Genomic DNA, 21,726 nt, shown 5'->3' with positions numbered 1-21,726 from the left:
TTGTGCAGAGTCATAATAGCCCTAAGCAAATTCTTTGCATTCAATTTCAGCTAATGTTTGCGTAAGTTTTCAAAATTTACCTCTAAAATAGAAAAAAATTTGGCGAACTTTGCGCATAAGAAAAAAATCATAATGGCAAAAATACTTACTGGTGTTCAAAGTACAGGAACACCTCATCTAGGAAACTTATTGGGAGCAATTATTCCAGCGATTAAATTATCAAATGATCCTAAAAATGAATCATTTCTATTTATAGCTGATTTACATTCGATTACTCAAATAAAAAACGGAGAAACTTTAAGAACAAATACCTACAGCACTGCCGCAGCTTGGCTTGCTTGTGGATTAAATGTTAATAAAGTCGTTTTTTACCGCCAGTCAGATGTGCCACAAACAGCCGAATTATCTTGGTATTTGAGTTGCTTTTTTCCATTTCAACGCTTGACATTAGCACATTCCTTTAAAGACAAAGCAGACCGTTTAGAGGATGTAAACGCAGGTTTATTTAGTTATCCAATGTTAATGGCAGCGGATATTTTATTGTATGATGCAGAGGTAGTTCCGGTGGGAAAAGACCAATTACAGCATTTAGAAATTACTCGCGATGTTGCATCTCGTTTCAATCACCAAATGGGTGAAACGTTTGTTATTCCTGAAGCTAAGATTCAAGAAGACGGCATGTTGATTCCGGGAACAAATGGTGGAAAAATGAGTAAGTCAGCCAATAATTTGATTAATATATTTCTTGATGATAAAGCATTGCGCAAGCAAGTGATGTCTATAGAAACAGATAGTACGCCACTAGAAGACCCAAAAAACCCAGATACTTGCAATGCTTTTGCCATTTATTCATTGATGGCAAATGAAGAGCAGTTAGCAGCGATGCGTGCGAATTATGAAGGCGGAAACTACGGATACGGTCACGCTAAACAAGCTTTGTTTGAATTAATTTGCGAAACCTTTAAAACCGAAAGAGAGAAATACAATTATTATATTAACAACCTTCCTGAAGTAGACGTTTTATTAAAAATAGGTGCTAAAAAAGCATCGTTAGTTGCTGATGGTGTTCTTGCAAAAGTAAGAGGGAAACTAGGTTTTGAGGCGCTTTAAATAGTATTTAAAATTATAATAATCCCCTTTCTGTTTTCGAATAGAAAGGGGATTTTTTATATCGCCTCAAACAATTTCCCTGGCAGCGGCCTTACAACGCCTTTCAATTCCATATTGAGTAGTATTCCTGAAATCCTGTAAATAGGAAAATCACAGTGCAATGCAATAATATCCATTAATTCTTTTCCCGTTTTCAATAGGTAATCATATATTTTTTGTTCATCATCATCTAGCGTGACAAACAATTGTTTTTGGACCGGTTTTACTTTTTTCTCAATATCCCAATTTAAGATATACACAACATCCGCAGCGCTGGTGAGTAAATTTGCTTTTTGAGTTTTGATTAAGTTATTGCAACCTTGACTGTACTTATCAGAGGTACGACCAGGCACCGCAAATACATCACGGTTGTAATCATTTGCCATGTTTGCTGTAATGAGTGATCCGCCACGGTCAGCTGACTCTATGACAATAGTTGCTTCACTCATTCCAGCAACGATGCGGTTTCTACGCACAAAATTTTCTTTATCTGGATTCGACGTGCTCCAAAACTCAGTCATAAAACCGCCGTTCTCCTCTACTCTAGCCACATATTTTTTATGTGTTTTAGGATAAATTTGGTTCAAACCATGTGCCACTACACCTATCGTTTGCAATTTATATTCCATCGCTAATTGATGGGCCACAATATCTACACCATAGGCAAATCCGCTTACAATTATGGGGTCAAGTGGTGATAAGTCCTCAATAAGCTTTCGGCAGAAGTCAGTTCCGTAAGACGTGATTTGCCGTGTACCGACAATACTAATTATTTTTCGGTTTTTTAAATTGATGTTTCCGGAAGAGAACAGTAAAACTGGTCCATCAATACAATGTTTCAAGCGATCTGGATAATTCTCATCTAGAAAAAAAGAAACTTTTATATTATCAGCAGCTATGAATTCTAATTCTTTAGTGGCTTTATCAAAAACCGTTTGGTCTTTTAAGTTTTTAAGTAATGCAGCGCCTACGCCATCAATGGCAGCAAGTTGGGAGGTTTTAGTTTTAAAAACAGCCTCGGCATTACCACAATGCGTCAACAATTTTTTGGCTATTATGTCTCCTACACCCTCTACTCTTTGTAATGCTAGTAAATAAAATAAATCTTGTTCAGTCATGTTAAATTATTGGTGCTGAAATATATACATAATTTATGGGAATTGTTAATAAAAATTGTGAATAAAATTTTGATAACTATTTTCATTGCCTAACTTTGTAACTATGAACATCGACTCTTATATATCTCAGCTTTTATATCGTTATCAATGTGTTACCGTTCCTGGTTTTGGTGCATTCCTTACAGAAACACAGTCAGCACAGTGGGTTGAAAGCGCAAATTCATTTTTTCCACCAAAAAAAATGATTTCTTTCAATACCAATTTAAAAAATAACGATGGATTATTAGCTAACCACATTGCGTCTAGCGAAAACAAATCGTACAACTATGCTGTAAATGCTATAGAATACCAAGTAGTAAAATGGAAAAAAGCATTAGAAAGTAATGAAGTTTTAGTTTTAAACAACATAGGAACTTTACGTCTTAATGCCGACAGTAATTTGGTATTTAAACCATCTGAACAAACTAATTACTTATCAAGTTCGTTTGGTTTAGCCTCTTTTGTTTCTCCGGTAGTTAAAAGAGAATTATTTGAACAAAAAATAGAAGCAATTGTTGAAAGAGCACCAATCACTCTGGAAACTGAAGAGGAAGAAGCAACTTCAAGTCGTTCTTACTTAAAATACGCAGCTATTTTTGTATTAGGTTTAGGCTTGACAGGAAGCATAGGCTATCCGCTTTATCAAAACCAAATTGCAACTGAAACTGTTTTAGTAGAATCGGCTGTTCAAAAACAAGTTGAAACTAAGATTCAAGAAGCTACTTTTTTTATCAAAAATCCTATGCCTGCTGTAACACTTTCTATCAAAGAAGGAAAGTTACCATACCACGTAGTAGCTGGTGCTTTTAGAGACCAAAAAAATGCTGAAAAGATTTATAAAAAATTATCAAACGAAGGTTTCAAAGCCCGTTTACTAACTGTAAATAAACATGGTTTGTATCCAGTAGTTTATGGAAGTTATGCTACACTAGCAGAAGCTGAAAAAGCAAAACGTGAAATTCATGAAAGTAAAAACCCAGAAGCTTGGGTTTTAATTGAAGCGCTTTAATTTAAATCGAATACTATATAAAAACCTCCAATGGCATTAATTTGCTCTTGGAGGTTTTTAATTTAACAGTGTTTTTATACTTGCGTCAGTTGCGTTTAATAAGCTTATTTAAGTGCTTTATTTTAATAAATTATTGAAAGTTATATTAGTTATAGTTATAATCGAAATCTTCTCTAAAATGACTTAAAAAACTACTAAAACAGCAAAGGCGATTTAGAACTTTCTAAATCGCCTTTGTTATATGCATTGATGTTGCTTATTTACTTACTAAAGTGGTATTAATAAAATTCTCTTCATCAATTACGTTCTTTAATTTTTCATTCCTTGGGATCAGGTTAAGCATCATAGAATTGACTACTCTACTCTTAGTTAAATCGGGTTTGATAATCCTTGCTTTGTGGTACAGTCCTAGCATTTCTCGATTGCTTCTTGAATTGCTATTATTGATTACAAGCAATCTATAATTGTTATTATCGAATGGATCCAGCTTTATACTGAAAGGTAAAATCTCATCGTCTGACTCTTGAATTATAGGTTCGTATAGCGTTCCCTCCTCTTCTACTCCCTTTTTTTTACTGCGAAAGTAACTATCATAATCAGCTAAGAACATCTCACTTTTAATTTGGCTTGGTTCATAACCCAGCATTAGTATCGATTGTTCAGAAGCATTGTCTAAATGATAGGCCGTATTTACTTGTTGATCGAACCTTCCCAGCCATTGATAATCGAGCTGCTTGTTATATCGTTCTTTAATAAATGTTGCCAAACCTTGTTTTAAACCTATCATAACGGCTCTAAATTGAGCGCTTTTAATTTGTGAACCAAAATCAAAGAGTACATAACCAGGCGTGCTGGTATTTGTTCTAAATATTTTTTGAATACTGTGGTTTACTAGGTCTTCAATACTAATTGTTTCTACTTTCATACTGTTGCTTTTAACTTGTGAAATAGAAAGCTATACTGCTTACAAATTCACGATTTCACTAATTTGTAAGTCCCCTTTTACATTAGTATAATTAGGAATATCTGCAGCAAATTTCTCAGCGTGCGGGAAAAATGATGCTTGAAAAGATTCCATAGTATCAAATTTTAAATCTACGATCACTGCAAAAGGAGCTGGCTCTCCAGGAGCTCTTCCTGCTAAACCTACTGTTAATTCCATTCCTTTTAAGGCGTCTCCTAGAGATTCACTAATCATAGGAAGGTGAGAATTTTTATAGTAATCTAAGTCAAATGTTGTGTCAGCACCGCTAGGGTACATTACGCTTACTTTTATCATGGTATTTTTTATTTAAAGTTATAAAAAAAACCTTATTTTAATTACTAGAACTTTCTCCTGTTACGTATTCCCGCAGCCCGACTTGAGTGGAGCTCTTTTTTATGTAGCGTAGCGCAGTAAAAAAAGCGGGAACGGAAGGCGGAATAGCTGCCCAAATAATTAAAATAAGGTTTTATGGAAATCTATCTAGTGACGAATTATTTTTTTGACCAAGCAAATTTTTGGAATCCAGCGTCAACAGGCGTATTTGCAATGTGATTTGTATAGTTACTAATCACTTTTTGAGATAAACCTAAGATGATATCTAGTACTTGTTGTTCCCCGTATCCTGCAGCATAAAATGCATTTAATTCATCTTCAGAAACGTTTCCACGGTTGCGAACCATGCTTAATGTAAAGGTACGTAAAGCTTCTAATTTAGCATCAGCTAATGGAGTTTCGTTACGTAAAGACTCGATAATATCGTTGTCTACTTTCATCATGTGAGCGATTCCTGTGTGTGCTGGAACGCAGTAATGACAGGCGTGCTCTACGTTGATTGCTTGCCAAACTACTGTTAACTCATCGTTGTTAAAAGACGAAGCTACAAATAATTCATGTAAAACTTGGTATCCTTTTAAAGCGCTTGGAGATGCAGCTAATACACCGTGTAATCCTGGAATCATTCCGTATGCTTTTTGAGAATCTTGTAATAATGCTTTGCTTTCTTCTGGAGCAGACTCGATAGAGTGAATTTTTAAAGTTGTCATAATTGTAATTTTTAAATTGTTGTTATTTTAATATTATATTTCTAAGCATTTGCTTAGAAATAGCACAAAAAAAAGCTAGAGGTTTTTGAACGTTAATTCAATATAATCTTCTATTTCTTGTTTATCGTTGACTCTTGATGCTGCGGCAAGTCCGTGCTTTGCTAGTAGCAAATAATTCGCTTGCTTCAATACCGTTTGTTCGTCTTTACTTTTATCAGTTCGAATTTTTTCTATGAATAACTGCTTGATGCCACCCATAAATTCTACCATTTGTGTATTAATGATTTGGTCTTCTGCTTCTGAAAATTCGTTATAAGTATTGGTCAGGAAACATCCTTTGTAATCCCCTATCTCGATTGGAACTTGAACCGAATCATAGAAAAAATCTTTGATGTCTTCGATTCCGTTTGTGCCGTTTTTAAACTTATCAAACATGCAGCTTACTTTGCTTTTATAGCATTTTAAACTTTCTAAAAAAAGCCCTTGCTTGCTACCAAAACTAGCATAAATCGAAAATTGGTTGATTCCCATTTCCTTCTCTAACATACGAACTGAGGTGTTTTCATACCCATTGCGCCAGAACACAGCCATTGCTTTTTCTAATACTTCTTGTTCGTTATATTGTTTGCTTCTTGCCATTACTATTTTAATACGGTACAAAACTAAGCAGATGCTTTGAAATAAAAAAACAATTAACAATCTTTAACATTATAATATAAAAAAGCGGCTTGAGTACGTTTCAAGCCGCTTTCTAAAATTTTGGTTTACAAATTATATAACCTGCAAGTTAAGCAAGCTGATGAAAATTAAAACTTACCGTTCGTATTTTTCCATGTGTCTTGAGCTGCAATCTTCTCTACAACATCCCAGTGTTCAGCAATTTTGCCATTCTCTACTCTAAACAAATCATAGAAGGCATTATGGTCTGTGCCAAAGTGACCTTCACTAACAACTAGTACAAAATTACCTTGACCTATAACTCTATGAATTGTATCGTATTTCATAAAAATACCTTGTTGTGCTAATGCTCCTAACGCACCACCTAAACCTGATAATTGGTCAGGTATGTTAGGATTGTGTTGGATATAATCATCACCATTAAAGTACCCTGCTAACTTTTCCATTTTACCATTAACTAAAATATCTGAAACGAAATTCTTTACTAATGCTTTATTTTGTTCTGTTTTATCAAAATCTTTAAGTTCAGTTGCACCATCAATCATTGAATGTCCGCTTGGGTTTGCGGCCGCTGGAGTTTCTTGTAAGTTATCCCAATGTTCGACGATTTTTCCGTTTTCGAATCTAAAAATATCAAAACCTATTTTTGGTCCAAAGAAATTATAATCTGTTTGTGTGAAAATAAAATCACCATCTTCAAAGGCACGAACTGTATTTACTTTAGCTGAATTAGCAGGTACCATTTGTAAAAGTGCGCCAAAACCAGCTACTCCATCTGCTACGCCTAGATTGTGTTGAATGTATTTATCAGGATTTATGTAAGAAGCAGGTTCGTGAGCTCCTGTTTCGATGCTTTTCAATAAGGCGACTACTTTTTGTTTATTTGAAATTTCCATGCTGTTTTCTTTTTTAATTTTTGATTTTTTAGCTGTTTGGCTGTACGAAGTCGTTAGACCTAAGCCAAGAATTAATGCTGCGCTTACTATTACTTTGTTCATTTTTTTATTGTTATAAATTGATGATGCAAAGGTGCGACGGTAATCAAAAAATAAAAGGATACAAAAAGCACTTTCAATGGTAAATTTGTGCCAAAATAAAATTAGTGCAAGAAACTTTCTCTAAATTCAATTGGAGTACTTAAATGGTGCTTGCGAAAATATTTCACGAAGTTAGTAGGTTCGTCAAAGCCTAGACTATAGCTAATTTCTTTTACAGACTCGCTAGAATGTGCCAATAGACGCTTAGCTTCAAGCATAATACGATCGTCAATAATTTTCTTTGGGGTCGATCCCAAGATTTTTGAAGTAGCTGTATTTAGTCTTTTTTTTGTGATGTGCATTTGGTTTGCATAATTCACCACTAACTTATTATGGTTAAATTGCATCTCTAACAATTCCTTAAATTGCATAACCAAATCTAAGTCGGCTCCTTTTTTAACTTCTATAAAATCACTTTTACGACGTTCACGTTCTAAGAGCATGAGCAAACTTCTTAAATAATTACGCAAAATAGAAGCTTGGTACTCATCATTATCGTGCCTACTTTCATTTTCTAAAACAGCTACACTATTTTTAAAAAGCATTGTGTTATCAGTCAACGAGAGATGAGCCGTCTCAAACAAGTCGTTAAAGAGTATACTGCTTTTTAAAAACTGAATATCTGACGCCTCTTTACAAAAAAACCGATCTGTAAAAAGAATCACTTTCCCTACGGCGGTATAGGTAGTATCAAAATGTTGTACACTGTTTTTGGCTATAAAAACGAAAGTATCAGGTAAAATTGTGATGGGTTTAAAATCTACATAATGTAGCACTGCTCCTTCTTGAAACCAGAGCACTTGATAAAATTCTGCACGATGTGGTATGGTGAGCTCTGTTTTGAATTCACCATACAGTTGGGTCATATCAAGAACTTCAAACTCATGAGGCAAACCTTCTTTAAAATCGTATTTTACTATTGTTTCATTACCCATGTTCCCTTTTCTAGTCGCTATATAATTGTAAAGAATATATCCTTTAATAATTGAAGCAAACATACAATATACTTAGTGCAAATTAAAATCGAGCGCAAGAAGCGTTATTTTAATATTAAGCACAGTAGACAACATAATTCACTAAATCGTTTCTTAAGGACTGTTAAAATGTATTAAAATAGCGTTAAACGATGAATTGCAACAAGCTTGATTGCAACATTTATTGTAATTTTAGAATATGGAAAATATATTAGTAGCAGGTGCAAACGGCACCACCGGAAAACAAATAGTAGCCCTTTTACATAAATCTGAAAATTTTAACCCAATTGCAATGGTTAGAAAAGAAGAGCAACAAACCTTTTTTAAGAATCAAAATATTGAGACTGTATTAGGAGATTTAACAAATAACGTCGACGCTGCATTTAGCAGTACTATTGATAGAGTAATATTTGCCGCTGGATCAGGTGGTAAAGACGTAATAGGTGTTGATCAGGAAGGCGCGAAGAAAATGATTGATGCTTCAAAGAAAGCAAATGTAAAAAAATTTGTAATGCTTAGTTCGATGGGAGCAGACAAACCTGAAGAAGCAACGCAATTAGTTGAATACTTAAAGGCAAAACACAATGCCGATGAATATTTAAAAACGAGCGGATTAGAATACAGTATTGTTAGACCTGGAACATTGACAAACGAAGCGCAAGTTGCAAAAATAGAATTGGCTCCAAAATTAAATAAAAGAGGAGAAATTAGTCGTGCTGATGTAGCACAAACCTTAGTGCAAGCGCTAGAAAGTAATACAGCAACAAATGCTTCCTTTGAAATTATTAAAGGACAGCAAAGTATCACAGAAGCATTGTCACAAGTGAAATAAAAATTAGAGTTTACAATTCATTAAGAATACCGTTATTAATTCAAACAAGAAACCGAAAGCATGCTAAGATATAGCGTACTTTCGGTTTTTTAATTTAAAGATTTTAGAGTGTTAAGCACATTTGCGTTGCCACTTTATAACGATTATGCTTTTTCTTTTTTTAAATAAAAAAGTAGTATTAATGCTAAGGCAGAGCAAACAGAAAACCCTATAAATAAGGGTAAAGCTGTAGTATCTATAAAACGACCAATAAATATACTCACAGGCACAGCCATTATAGTAGAAATACAACCCGTCACAGCAGCAGCAGTTCCTGCAATATGACCAACTGGTTCCATGGCCATTGCGCGAACATTACCAAAGAGAAATCCTATGCTAAAAAACTGTAAACCAAAAAATAAGATTAAAATACGGATATCAGGATTGGGTTCATTGAAAAACAGCCCCACATAAATCGCTGAAACGGCAAAGAAACTAATTAAGGCAGTAGTGATTAATTTTTCCATTCCGTACTTGATCACTAGTACACCATTAGAAAATACAGCCGCTCCAATTGCAATAGCTAAACCCGCAAAAATAAGCGGAAATTCATCCTTTAATTGATACTGCGTTTCAAAAATTTGCTGTGAACTACTTAAGTAAACCATGAATGATCCCGTTACAAAACCTGAGATTACGGTATAGCCTATTGTTTTTTTAAATTTGAAAAGTTCTTTGAACTCACTTATAAATCCTTGCAACGAAAATTCTTTTTTGTTGGTTATCGATAACGTTTCTGGTTGGCGTCTCCAGAACCACAGTGAAACCAAAAGACTAATGAGTACTTGAATATAAAAAATGCCATGCCAGTTGTAATAGTCTAAAACAAATTTACCTAAAGCTGGCGCTATTACGGGAATCAAGATAAAAACTACGGTAACAAATGACATTATTCTTGCCATATAATCACCACTAAATTGATCTCTAATGATGGCAATACTTATGGTTCTAGGTGCCGAAAGTCCCATACCTTGAAGAATACGCCCTAACACCATAACTTCTAGACTTGGCGCGTTAACACAAATAAAACTTGCTCCAATGAATAACGCAAATCCCATATAAACAACTGGTTTACGCCCAATACTATCAGACAAAGGACCAAATAATAAGGGACCAAAACCTAATCCTAAAAAAATCATTGTGATGAGTAATTGATTATCAACTACATCTGTGGTTCCTATACTCACACCTATGATATCTAGTGCGGGTAACAAAGCATCGATTGCTAATGCTACTACTGACATTAAAGAAGCCATTAATGCGACAAACTCAAATTGGGAAGTGCGGATATTATTTTGCATCTGGCAAAAATACAGTATTGAAATGGTTTCAGCATGGTTTCCTACTATTCCAAAGAGTATAACTTTGTTTTTTTAAGTACCAATACTCCTTTGAAATCACAAGTAGTACTAAACCGAATCCATAACTACTCAGTTATTTTTTTAACGGTACCACTTATTGAGCAGCACAATTTGACTGTGTTGTATATGGTTCCAAACTTTTCAATATTCTTTTGTAGCAAATCAATATTTAAGCTTTCGTCTTGACTGTAAACCACTAATTCATATTGAATTTCGTCCATTCGTGGTGGTTTATCAAGACGGACGGCCTTTATCGTAAGTTCTGCTTTTGTGTACTCGAATTTCATCATTACTGAAAATCGCGCTACATTTTTAAGAATACAAGCAGACAAGGACCCAAGAAAGATTTCGGCTGGATTAGGTAAACTAGCCTCGGCATCAGGAGAAATACCAAAACTAATCTCTGAATCCTTGATATGTATCTCTGCATCTTTAATTGCGGAAATGCTTGCATTTACTGAATAGTTCATAAATGATTGGTTTTAGTTTTAGCGATGCCTTATATAAACGCAGTGATTTATATCTATGAAGACTATATTCACCAATGAAAATTATTGATTTCTAACACTTTAACTATACTGCAAAAACAATACTAGAAGCAAGCTATTTTACCATAAGGATTAGATTCAAAGTCAATTGTAAAGTTAAACTTTTTATCATCTTTGCCTCTGGTATATTCCACATAATCCCAATTTCCTGAGTGAGTTAGTTTATATTCTCCGTTTATCTCTGAACCTATTTTTTCAGAATAGTATTTTATAATTGTAGGATACGAACCACCTTTAATGAATTCTTCTTTAATAAAAATCAAATCTATAGGCGCTTTTTGACCTTTGTATTTAATTTGGATTGCATCCTCTTTATCTGTAAAGCTTATCCATATCATTCTTGAGGCCACTTTATCATCTTTGTAACAGATATAATGATCAATAATCGAACTTATACTATCCAATTTTGGTGAGTCCGTTTTTTGATTCTTTACCGTAGTTTCTAAATCTACTTTATCAGAAGTACTTTTTACTTTATTTTCTAAAGTAGCTGAAGGAGTATTTTCTGTTTTTTCTTTGCAGGAAAAGATGAAAAACAGAATCATTAATGTCAATACTAGCTTTTTCATAGTGATTATTTTTAAATTTAATTCAAACTTGCTTTAAACATGCGTAATTCGTCCCAACTGTATTTATCTCCAAGTTGTTCTTTCATTCCGTTCAAGGATTCTTCTTTATAATGTTTGAAAGCTTCAGTTAATTCTTGGATTTTATCTTGTGGGAGAATGTCTTGCACTTTAACTTTTTTGGCTTGGATGAGTTTAACCAAGTGACTCTCGATGGTTGCGACAGTTAATTTCCTTAAAGTAGCAATGTCTTGTATGGAATTTTTGGCTACCCAAAGTTCGTATGTTTCCTCAACTGTAGATTTTTTTGGTGCTTTTTTAGTTGATTTTTTAGAGGTATAACGTGTAGCATCGGCTTCATCCTCAATCAAAGTCACATGGGTATCTTTGAACTGACTTTGAATCGCCTCGGTTTTTCTACTAATGTATTTCTTAATTTCATCAGAGGTTAGTTTCTCTTTAGAAATAGTTTCGCCAGCCACAACAGTTTCTATCAGTAATTTTGCTTTCATCAACCTCAAAATAGCTTTGGATTGTAACTCTTCTAAAACCATTAATTCATCATAAAATGCTTTCCCTTTTTTAACGCGTTTTACCTCTTCAATTTTCCAGAGAATTTCAAAAACCAACTCGTCCATAGGTTTTAAGAAATAGTCAAATGCAGCTTGAATTCTCTCAGAAACATGTATCAAATCAACCGTTTCATTATGGAACATTTTGTTGAGTTGCAGAATGAATTTTTTGGATGGGTCCAAAAGGGCATCTATAGCTTCCATTTGCTTTGTAGCCCAATTAGCATGTTTAGATTTAGTTGAATTTTCAGACATATCGCCGTAGCTGTACTTATGGTTACGCCATTCTTGAGCTAGATCAGCCCAATCAAAACTGTTAATCAAATAGTTATGGATAAAATTCTTAGTTTCAAAATGCAAAGAATTTTTCAATAACTCATCCGTTGCTTTATTCAAAGCATAATCCATGACATCTTGATCATTAGAAATTCCGTTCATTCGCAACGGAGATAGTAAAATAAGGCCTTCTAATGAACGTAAACGTGATAATGCAACATATGCTTGTCCAGGCATAAAAACCTGCGAAACATCAATCGCTGCTTTGTCAAAAGTTAACCCTTGGCTTTTATGCACAGTAATTGCCCAAGCTAATTTTATAGGATAGTGCACAAAAGTTCCTAAAACCTCCTCCTCTATTTCCTTTGTGGTAGGATCAATTTTATAACGAATGTTTTGCCATTCGTATCGATCAACCTCAATAGTTTTGTCTTCTTCAGGAAAATAAACAGTGATTTCCTGCATGCCTAGGGACTTGATAATTCCCATTTTTCCGTTAAAGTAATTTTTTTCGAAAGACAAATCATTCTTAACGAACATTACCTGTGCGCCTATTTTAAGCTGCAAGCGTTCCTCAATTGGGTAAATTTTTTCTGGAAAATCACCTACAATATCTGGTTTATAAGTAATTAACTCCCCTTTTAGATCTTCTAGCGCTTGAGCGTTCATAGCATCAGCCTTAGCATTATGGGTTGTTAAAGTAATATATCCTTTGTTTTCCTTAAGATCAAAGTTGGGTTTTACATATTTATTCAAAGCCGCAACATCAGCAGCAGTGATTTGGTTGTTTCTTAAATTATTTAAAACCGAAATGAATTCGGTGTCTGTTTGACGATAAATTTGCGATAATTCAATATACAATGGCGGACTCAATTGTACAGCGTGAGAGTGGAAAAAGAATTTACCTTTGTAATAATTACGCAGTGTACGCCATTCTTCATCCCGAATTACTGGTGGTAACTGTAGTAAATCTCCTATATATAAAACTTGTACACCTCCAAACGGTGTTGCTTTTTTACGGACAGTTTGCATCATGTAATCCATAGCGTCCAATAAATCAGCGCGCAACATACTCACTTCATCAATTACAAGTAGCTCCATGTTGCGTATTACTGATTTTTTTAATCCGCTCATTTTAAAATGCCTGCGCAACGTATCTTTAGATTCAAATTTGACGGTATCTGTAAACTGTGAGTCCACATTGAAAGCAGGAATGAAACCACCAAAAGGCAATTGAAACATGGAATGTATTGTTACACCGCCCGCATTTAACGCTGCAATACCTGTAGGAGCCACAACAACTGTGTTTTTATGTGTTGTTGCAATAATTTCACGCAATAGTGTTGTTTTACCAGTCCCTGCCTTACCAGTTAAAAAAACGGATCGTTGGGTTTGATTGATAAACTGTAAAGTATAAGCAGCGGCTTCGGATATTGTTTGCATTAGGCGTGTAAATTAAAACTGAAATTAGGTTGAAACACGTAAAAAGTGCTTTCCTTATTAAAAATAGAAGTAAAAGTAAGTTTTTTTAAACTCACACAGTTACTAAGGCTTTATTTAACCAAAAAAAAACCTCCATTCTAGCAATAGAATGAAGGTTATTTACATTATAAAAAAACAAAAATTATTTTTTTGCCTCTTCTTTCTCTTCTACTTTTTCTTCTGTTTTAGCAGTAGCTGTAGATTTGTATTTATCGTTTAATGCTTTTACGATTTCTTTAGTGATATCGTATTTTTCCTCAGCATATAAAACTGAAGCTGCATCTCCTGTACCGTAGATGTAAGCGTATCCTTTTTCTTTACCGTAAGCTTTGATGAATTTTTTTACTCCAGAAACTAAAGTATCCATTTCTGCTCCACTCTCTTGTTGCAATTGTTGAGATAAAGCTTGTTGTGCATAGCTCAATTGTTGCTCTCTTTTTTGCAATTCAGCTCCTTGTTTTTGAGCCCACTCTTGACCGTTAGCTTGTGCTTGTTTTTGAAAATTAGCAGCGTCTTGTTTAAAGCGATTAATTTCTGCTTCTAGTTGTCTTCCTTTTTCTTCCGACTGTCCTTTATATTTTGCTTCAAGATCTTTTGCTTCTGTGTATTCTTTCATTAATACCGAAGTATCTACATAAGCAGTTTTTACTTCTTTAACATCTGCAGTTTTGTTACAAGCAACAACTGAAATAGAGATTGCGATAATTAATAATACTTTTTTCATTTTGGTTTATTTTGTAATTTAAAGTGTTTAGACAAAAATATAAAAAAATAGCTCGTATCCTAAAAAACTTTAGAATTTCCCTATTTTTTATACTATTAGATTTTACTATTGTTATTAAAATTTAGATAATTTCAGCTTATTAAAACCGACATCAACAGCTCTTCTTAGCGCGATTTTAGAAAAAAAGGACACCTAAGACATGTTTAAAACTAAAATCAAGCTTTAAAACCACCTTAAAATCATTTTTACCTATTTTTAAGCACATAAATGTGTGATGAATACTCTAAATTTCGTTTTGCTTTTAAATTGGACTGCAATCCAATAAAAAATGCTTTTATGTAATTCATTTTTCCTGATTGGTATTTTTCAGAAAGTAAACTCACATAAAAAGAATCAAATTTCATAGGAAGTACTTTTTCTAATTCCATTCCCTCTTTTTCGAAAAGCATTTTTATTGCCTTTTTAGAAAAATGCCAAAAGTGAATGGGCACATCATAAGCTGCCCAAAATGTTTTGTAATGTTGTGCATCGAAAGATTTAAAATTGGGAACTGCAATAATTAAAGATCCATCAGGTTTCAACAATCTTTTTAGTTCTTTTATTTGTTCATCTAAATTAGGAACATGTTCTAAAACATGCCACATACTAATTACATCAAAAGAATGATTTCCTAACTCAGATGTTTTCTCTACAAATGAAACACCTTTACTGCTGGCAATTTGTTTTGCTTTTTCACTTGGTTCCACTCCTACCGTTTTCCAGCCATTTTGTTTTGCCACAGATAAAAAATCGCCGGTCCCTGCGCCAATGTCTAAAATGCTACCTTTTTGAGGCTGCAATGAATTAATCAGATTCAGTTTATTTTTTAAAGCAATATTTTTTACAAAGTGATACGCTTTTTCAAATAACGAACGTTTAGAATCTGTATGCGAAATATAATCTGGACTTTCATAATATTTCCCTAAAGTCGCTAAACTTGGTTGTGGAGATGTGATTAACATATCCAATTCTTCGTCGTAGTACAATTCGAAAATTTCTTTAGAAACAGAATGATCCTTTACAGTAAGGAAGTGTTTTTTATTGGCAATATCCATTAATTGAATTATATAATTTATTTATACTTTTTATACCAAACCCCAAAAATACAATTGCATTTTCAGGGTTGTATTATTTTATTTCCTAAACTATCCAGTTATAGCTAAGCTTTAGCCAATAGTTTCACGTGGAACAATTTTAACTATTCGAATTTTTTAATTCAGTATTTTATTCAGAATACTGTATCAGTTATTAATTCTGTATTACGATAATTTCATTACTCCTATTGAAATTGTTTAAGAATTGATTTCAACTTTTATAACGCGGTATAACTGTTTACCAATACCAGAAAAACTAAATCAATATTTACCTACCCATATAAATCAATAAAACCGAAATATCACTTGGAGATACCCCACTTATTCTTGACGCCTGTGATATAGTTACAGGACGAATCTTTGTAAGTTTTTGTTTTGCCTCAATTGACATTGATTTAATTTTATGGTAATCAAAATCATCTGGAATTTTCACATCTTCTAAACGTTTCAATTTATCTGCATTATTTCTTTCCTTTTCAATATAACCAGAATATTTAACTTGAATTTCTGCTTGTTCAAGAATTTCTTGATCGACATCATTCTCTTCGATATAGGTTTTAACTTTCTCGAATTTCATTACATCTTCTAATTCAATTTGAGGACGAGAGAAAATTTTAAACATCTTATCACCTTGCGAAATCAAGGCTGTACCTTTTGATTCTAAAATTGGATTTGCTTCAGCCATAGTAACACTAGATTCTCTAAAAAAAGAAACCATTTTTTCAGACTCTTTTAATTTGTGTTCCATACGGCGCAATCGCGCTTCAGAAGCCAAACCAATTTCATAACCCATAGGTGTTAATCTAAAGTCGGCATTATCTTGACGCAACAACGTTCTATATTCAGCACGAGAAGTAAACATTCTATAAGGCTCTTCTGTTCCTTTAGTAATTAAGTCATCAATTAAAACACCAATATACGCTTCGTCTCGTTTTAAAATTAAAGGAACTTTTTCATGTACTTTTAAATGTGCATTAATTCCCGCCATCAATCCCTGAGAAGCGGCTTCTTCATAACCAGTAGTTCCATTAATTTGACCAGCAAAATACAATCCCTCAACAAGCTTTGTTTCTAAAGTATGTTTTAGTTGTGTAGGCGGAAAGTAATCATATTCGATTGCATAGCCTGGACGTAAGAATTGCACTTTTTCAAAACCAGCAACAGCACGCATTGCTTTGAATTGAATATCGGCTGGAAGTGAAGTTGAAAAACCATTTACATAAACCTCACAAGTTTTCCAACCTTCAGGTTCAATAAATAGCTGGTGTCTTTCTTTATCAGCAAAACGATTTATCTTATCTTCTATAGACGGACAATATCTTGGCCCAAGACTTTTAATACGACCGTTGAACATTGGAGAACGATCAAAACCTTCTCTCAAAATATCATGAACATCAAGAGAAGTGTACGTCATGTGACAAGACCTTTGATGAACCAACGGACTAGTCATATCAGAATAAGAAAACTTATCTGGCTTTGCATCTCCTTTTTCTTCATTCATTTTTGTAAAATCCAAAGAACGTCCATCAACACGAGGAGGTGTACCTGTTTTCATTCTACCAGATTCAAATCCGGCATTAATCAAATCTTCGGTAATTCCATAAGCAGCACTTTCACCAGCTCTACCTCCACCAAATTGTTTGTCCCCAACATGAATAACACCATTTAAAAAAGTACCGTTTGTCAATACAACAGATTTTCCTTTGATCTCAATCCCTAGAGAAGTACGCACTCCTTTTACTTTTCCATCTTCAATAATTAGTCCTTGAACCATCTCTTGATAAAAATCCAAATTAGGAGTACCTTCTAACATCAACCTCCATTCTTCAGCAAAACGCATGCGATCACTTTGAACTCTTGGAGACCACATTGCAGGACCTTTTGATTTATTCAACATTTTAAATTGAATTGCCGTACGGTCTGAAACAATTCCTGAGTACCCACCAAGCGCATCAATCTCACGAACAATTTGCCCTTTTGCAATTCCACCCATAGCAGGGTTACAAGACATTTGCGCAATGTTCTGCAAACTCATTGTAACCAATAGTGTTCTTGAACCTAAATTTGCGGCTGAAGCAGCAGCTTCAGAACCTGCGTGTCCAGCACCAACTACAATAACATCGTATTCTTCTTGAAACATTTTCTGTATAAATTAACCCAACTTCGTTGGGAATAGTATTAAATTCTATTCGTAAATTTGCTTCCCAAATTTACTATTTACTTGTTCCACGTGGAACTTTTAGATTGATTCTAAAAAATTAAAATGTTCCACGTGAAACATTTAATACATCAAAAATTAAACTGAATAATTGTTTCACGTGGAACAATATTGATCTACAAAAAAAACAGTTTAAATGTTTCACGTGGAACATAGGTTTAATCAAAAGTTGTTTAATGTTTCACGTGGAACATAGCTAACTTCTCATCTTCTTTAGAACGCATTAAACGTTCGTCTTCTTCTCCTTTGTCTTTGTAGCCACAATAATGTAACATTCCGTGAACTAAAACACGTTTTAACTCTTCTTCAAAAGTTACTTTGAAATCAATAGCATTATCAGCAACACGTTCTACAGATACAAAACAATCACCGCTAATTTCATTACCCATTGTGTAATCAAAACTAATAACATCAGTTAGTGTATCATGGTCTAAGTATTCTAAATTGATTTTATGTAAATACTCATCATCGCAAAAGATATAATTTATCTCCCCTTCTTTTTTATTTTCTGAGATAATAACCTGAGACAACCAATCTGCAATAGCAGTTTCATTATCTAAATTAAACTCGTTTTCGTAATTAAAATTGATCATTTTTTATTAAAATATTCTTGAACCTTTTGGTCAAAATTGGAGCGCAAAGGTAATGATTGTCTGTTTAAAATCTCTATGCTATTTAAATAATCTAACAAAGCCTTAGGCAATGGTTTAGAATCATTAGTAAACTGTTTCTTGTTACTCTCAGATTGTCTTTTATTATCTTCACCTTGTTCTTTAATTGCAGTCTCTAATTTTAATAATTCTTGCTTGATATTAACGGCTTTTTGTAATGTTTCGTTTTTAAAACCTTTATTTAATAATTGCTTTTCTAACTGTTTCATTTGCTCTAAAGCGTTTAAACCTTCTCTGGATAATCCTTGTTTTTTTAATTCATTTTCTAAGGACTCTCTTAGTTGTTGTTGTTGCTTATAAATTTCAAGTATTGCTTTAGCATTTCCTTCACCATCTTCTCCCCCATTACCGTCTTTACTATTACCAGGGTTTTTATCTCCGGGGTCTTTACCAGACTCCATTCCTTTTTTAATTTTATCACCTAAACTTTCTTGTCTTTTAATTATATCCGGTAATTGCATACCTGATCCTTCACCAGGTTTTGGTTTCCCTGATCCTGGATTAGATAATGAGGATTGTAGATTACTTAGCACATTACTTAGAAAATCACCTAATTTATTGGCTGCAGCAATAGTGTATTGTTGGTATGAAAGCCCTTTACTAAATTGTGTTTCAGTAAAACTGTCTAGAGACTTGTCAATGTTATATTGCATATTACCTATTTCCTTAGTGACTTGTTCTGCTATTTGAGGATTGCGTAGTGACATGGCAAACAAACTATCATCAATATGTTTGAACTGTTGTTTTAAATCTTGTTGCCATTTAATGTTTTTACTAACTGCAGCTGAACCAGATTTAATATTTTTAAACTGATTCATCAACTCCTCTTGTGACATAGAAAAGGCTAGTAAATTATCTAGCACTTGACGGAGCATTTTTACATCCTCTTCCATTTGCTCTTTTGAACCTTCGGCTAGACTTTGAGACATTTTTGAAGACATGGACTTCATGCTTTTAGCAGCATTCTTTTGCTTTGGTTTAGCTTTACTTTTATTGTCTTTTTGTAATTCCTCAACTGCATTCTTTAAATCATCATCAATGCTTTTTTCTTTTTCAGTATCATTAGGTAAATCAACAGGTGCTTTTAATTCCTCATTATCCTTTTTTAAATCTTTTAATTCTTCTTGAATTTTATCAAATTCTTTATTTATTTCCGCTTGTTTTTCAACAGCATTCTTATCAGCAGACTCTGCTAATTTATCTTGCTTGTCTCCTAGCATGTTCAATTTATCTGCAATTTGTTCTGCTTTCTTTTCTACGTAATACTTTTTAGTAAGCTCTACTAACTGCTTTAAATTTTTGACTTGGTTTTTACTATTCTGTTTGAACTTGTCTAATTTAGTAAGTAATTCATCATTCTTTATCTTATCATTAAGATCCTTTAACTCCTCTAAAAGTCTATTATTTTCTTCTAAATCTTTATTGGCATTATCTAATCTTTTTTGCAAAGACTCTTTCAATACATCATTCTTGTCCGATTTAAATTGATCTAAATTCTCTTTCATCTTATCAGAGAATTGTTTCATTAAATCATCTTGTTGTTTTTGACGTTTAATAAAATCCTTAACTTCCTGTTGTTCTTTAAACTCAAATTTATCTTTTTCTTTACCTGATTTTTGAAGTTTATCTAATTCAGCTATTTGCTTGTTTTGTTTATTCAAAGAGTTTTCTAAACCCTTAATGTTATCATTTTGTTCTTGCAAAATTTCATCTTGCTTTTCAGTATCTGTCAAAATACGACTTGAAAAAACCGTTGACTTAGTACTTTTAAAACTATGCAATACGTCATTATCAAAAACCTCAAAGTAGTAATCATAAACTACTCCTTGCTCAATTGAAAGATTACTTGGAAAAGAAAATACAAATTGTGCTACACTTCCTGATCCACTATTAATTGTTCCACGTTTAACACTATTAGGTTTTGACTTTGGATAATATACAATTTGCAATTTTGATATTCCATAATCATCAGCAATTTGACCTAGCACAAACGATTTATCTACCTTTAAACTATCAGGCGCGGTGCTTACTTGTATAGAAGGAAACTGATCCTTGATCACTGTTAGCTGATAATTGAGCTTTTCATAATTTTTTACCTTATAATTAGACGTAATAATTTGATAATCTGTGTTTTGAAATACATTTTTGTTCAATACAAAGCTATTTTCTGATTTATTGAACTTTGAATCATTATGATCACTAGACCAAACCACATTTTGAGTTGCTTGAGTCTTAATTTTCCAAGTTACACGAGTTCCTTCAGGAATAACTGCATTACCTGTACCCTTAATAATCTCAGATTTTCGATGTAAATAAGATGGGAAATTCAACAACATTTCAAAGTCAGCTATTGCGGGAACCTGAACTACTTTCAATTCGTAATCTTTAGAATATACTTTATTTGCTTCTAAATGAAAAGAGACAGAACTCGACGGATTGGTAATTTTAAATTGATATTCTCCAGCTATAGTGTTTTCTAGAAAGTAACTTTCGTTATTAATAAAAATCATCACATTTTCAGGAACAACATTACCTATTGTTTTTACACGGATAATAAAATCTTTATTCTGTTCCGTTTGTAAATTGTTATTTAAAACCACAAAAGAAAAAGGTGCTGGCGGAGAAAAAGCGGTATTAAAATGCACTACCCTATTTAAACTTTGAGAGATGATTGCTTTATTTCCTGTTAAAAAGAAAACTGCAAATAGCAAAATTGGAATAATAGCTAGCGGTAAATATTTTTTATTAGTGTTGAGATTAATTGCATTACCAAAAGGAATTGGTTGCAATGCATTTGCTTTTTGATTAATCGATGCAACTAACAATTCAGATTTTTCATGAGAAACACTACCTGCTGAAAGCTGTAAAAAGTTTGTCAAAGTATCCTGTACATCATTAAAATGATTTCCAATAATTTTAGAAGCGTCGTTATAAGACAATCCTTTTTGCAGTTTAAATAATTTAAAAACTGGGAATAGTATAAAACGCAACAATAAGAATGCTTCAACAATTATAAAAGTCCAAAATAATAAGGTCCTTGCCATTGGCTGTAGCCAAAGAAAATATTCTACAAATAGCGTAAATAGAAAATACAATAATCCTAAACCAATAAAGAAAATGATTCCTCGTATCAGTTCGTTCCAATAAAATTTTCTAATGAATGCTTCTAGCTTTTGATAAATAAAATTTGATCTCTCCAAAACTTATAATTCTTTTTATATAACCAATAAAAGTAACAATTTATATGATACTAAAATGGTTAAAAAGAAGCA

19 protein-coding genes are annotated in these 21,726 nt (G+C 33.2%); 3 read left to right on the top strand and 16 right to left on the bottom strand.

Annotated features, from left to right (window positions below; translation table 11 throughout):
- Positions 1-132: 132 nt before the first annotated feature.
- A complete protein-coding gene (gene trpS / locus HNP99_RS04130; protein WP_173851569.1) occupies positions 133-1,110 on the top strand; it encodes a tryptophan--tRNA ligase in 978 nt (325 codons plus the stop codon).
- A 56-nt stretch (positions 1,111-1,166) separates the two neighbouring features.
- Here the strand turns inward: trpS and dprA are convergent, their stop codons facing one another.
- On the bottom strand, positions 1,167-2,267 hold the full coding sequence (gene dprA, locus HNP99_RS04125; protein ID WP_173851567.1) for a DNA-processing protein DprA: 1,101 nt from the start codon (positions 2,265-2,267) through the stop codon (positions 1,167-1,169).
- Positions 2,268-2,370: 103 nt separating this feature from the next.
- Between dprA and HNP99_RS04120 the strand changes: the two genes are divergently transcribed.
- Entirely contained in the window at positions 2,371-3,315 is a 945-nt protein-coding gene (locus HNP99_RS04120; protein ID WP_173851565.1) for an HU domain-containing protein, read from the top strand.
- Positions 3,316-3,571: 256 nt separating this feature from the next.
- On the opposite strand, the gene HNP99_RS04115 is transcribed toward HNP99_RS04120, so the two are convergent.
- The 6 genes from HNP99_RS04115 to HNP99_RS04090 form a co-directional block, all read right to left on the bottom strand.
- Complete coding sequence (locus HNP99_RS04115; protein ID WP_173851563.1) at positions 3,572-4,240, bottom strand: hypothetical protein; 669 nt, start codon at positions 4,238-4,240, stop codon at positions 3,572-3,574.
- Between the two features lie 39 nt (positions 4,241-4,279).
- Positions 4,280-4,594 (bottom strand): EthD family reductase, encoded by a 315-nt coding sequence (locus HNP99_RS04110; RefSeq protein ID WP_173839004.1) that lies wholly within the window; start codon positions 4,592-4,594, stop codon positions 4,280-4,282.
- Positions 4,595-4,791: 197 nt separating this feature from the next.
- The gene (locus tag HNP99_RS04105; protein ID WP_173851561.1) at positions 4,792-5,343 is read right to left on the bottom strand and encodes a carboxymuconolactone decarboxylase family protein; all 552 of its coding nucleotides are present in this window, start codon (positions 5,341-5,343) and stop codon (positions 4,792-4,794) included.
- A 75-nt stretch (positions 5,344-5,418) separates the two neighbouring features.
- Positions 5,419-5,982: a TetR/AcrR family transcriptional regulator gene (locus tag HNP99_RS04100; RefSeq protein WP_173851559.1), complete on the bottom strand. Its 564-nt coding sequence runs from the start codon at positions 5,980-5,982 to the stop codon at positions 5,419-5,421.
- Positions 5,983-6,149: 167 nt separating this feature from the next.
- Positions 6,150-7,019: a nuclear transport factor 2 family protein gene (locus HNP99_RS04095; protein WP_173851557.1), complete on the bottom strand. Its 870-nt coding sequence runs from the start codon at positions 7,017-7,019 to the stop codon at positions 6,150-6,152.
- Between the two features lie 101 nt (positions 7,020-7,120).
- Positions 7,121-8,056, bottom strand: a complete 936-nt coding sequence (locus HNP99_RS04090; protein ID WP_254596819.1) for a helix-turn-helix transcriptional regulator — start codon at positions 8,054-8,056, stop codon at positions 7,121-7,123.
- A gap of 175 nt (positions 8,057-8,231) precedes the next feature.
- Here HNP99_RS04090 and HNP99_RS04085 point away from each other — a divergent pair, with 175 nt between their 5' ends.
- Positions 8,232-8,864, top strand: coding sequence for an SDR family oxidoreductase (locus HNP99_RS04085; RefSeq protein WP_173839008.1), 633 nt, complete (start codon positions 8,232-8,234; stop codon positions 8,862-8,864).
- 143 nt (positions 8,865-9,007) lie between these two features.
- On the opposite strand, the gene HNP99_RS04080 is transcribed toward HNP99_RS04085, so the two are convergent.
- The 9 genes from HNP99_RS04080 to HNP99_RS04040 all read right to left on the bottom strand — a co-directional run bounded on the left by HNP99_RS04080 (position 9,008) and on the right by HNP99_RS04040 (position 21,654).
- Positions 9,008-10,204, bottom strand: coding sequence for a multidrug effflux MFS transporter (locus tag HNP99_RS04080; RefSeq protein WP_173851555.1), 1,197 nt, complete (start codon positions 10,202-10,204; stop codon positions 9,008-9,010).
- A 125-nt stretch (positions 10,205-10,329) separates the two neighbouring features.
- On the bottom strand, positions 10,330-10,734 hold the full coding sequence (locus HNP99_RS04075) for an OsmC family protein (protein ID WP_173851553.1): 405 nt from the start codon (positions 10,732-10,734) through the stop codon (positions 10,330-10,332).
- Positions 10,735-10,856: 122 nt separating this feature from the next.
- On the bottom strand, positions 10,857-11,381 hold the full coding sequence (locus HNP99_RS04070; protein ID WP_173851551.1) for a hypothetical protein: 525 nt from the start codon (positions 11,379-11,381) through the stop codon (positions 10,857-10,859).
- A 17-nt stretch (positions 11,382-11,398) separates the two neighbouring features.
- On the bottom strand, positions 11,399-13,669 hold the full coding sequence (locus HNP99_RS04065) for a helix-turn-helix domain-containing protein (RefSeq protein WP_173851549.1): 2,271 nt from the start codon (positions 13,667-13,669) through the stop codon (positions 11,399-11,401).
- A gap of 181 nt (positions 13,670-13,850) precedes the next feature.
- Positions 13,851-14,432 carry an OmpH/Skp family outer membrane protein gene (locus HNP99_RS04060; protein WP_173851547.1) on the bottom strand — a complete coding sequence of 194 codons (582 nt, stop codon included), beginning with the start codon at positions 14,430-14,432 and terminating at the stop codon, positions 13,851-13,853.
- Positions 14,433-14,677: 245 nt separating this feature from the next.
- Positions 14,678-15,526, bottom strand: a complete 849-nt coding sequence (locus tag HNP99_RS04055; RefSeq protein WP_173851545.1) for a class I SAM-dependent methyltransferase — start codon at positions 15,524-15,526, stop codon at positions 14,678-14,680.
- A gap of 307 nt (positions 15,527-15,833) precedes the next feature.
- On the bottom strand, positions 15,834-17,705 hold the full coding sequence (mnmG, locus tag HNP99_RS04050) for a tRNA uridine-5-carboxymethylaminomethyl(34) synthesis enzyme MnmG (RefSeq protein ID WP_173851543.1): 1,872 nt from the start codon (positions 17,703-17,705) through the stop codon (positions 15,834-15,836).
- A gap of 251 nt (positions 17,706-17,956) precedes the next feature.
- Complete coding sequence (gene ybeY, locus HNP99_RS04045; protein ID WP_173851541.1) at positions 17,957-18,376, bottom strand: rRNA maturation RNase YbeY; 420 nt, start codon at positions 18,374-18,376, stop codon at positions 17,957-17,959.
- Entirely contained in the window at positions 18,373-21,654 is a 3,282-nt protein-coding gene (locus HNP99_RS04040) for a DUF4175 family protein (RefSeq protein WP_173851539.1), read from the bottom strand. Before HNP99_RS04040 ends, ybeY begins: the two co-directional genes overlap by 4 nt.
- Positions 21,655-21,726 lie beyond the last annotated feature (72 nt).

This window comes from Flavobacterium gelidicaeli, from assembly GCF_013294005.1.
GTDB lineage: Bacteria > Bacteroidota > Bacteroidia > Flavobacteriales > Flavobacteriaceae > Flavobacterium.
This window is presented reverse-complemented; position numbering and strand designations above follow the sequence as displayed.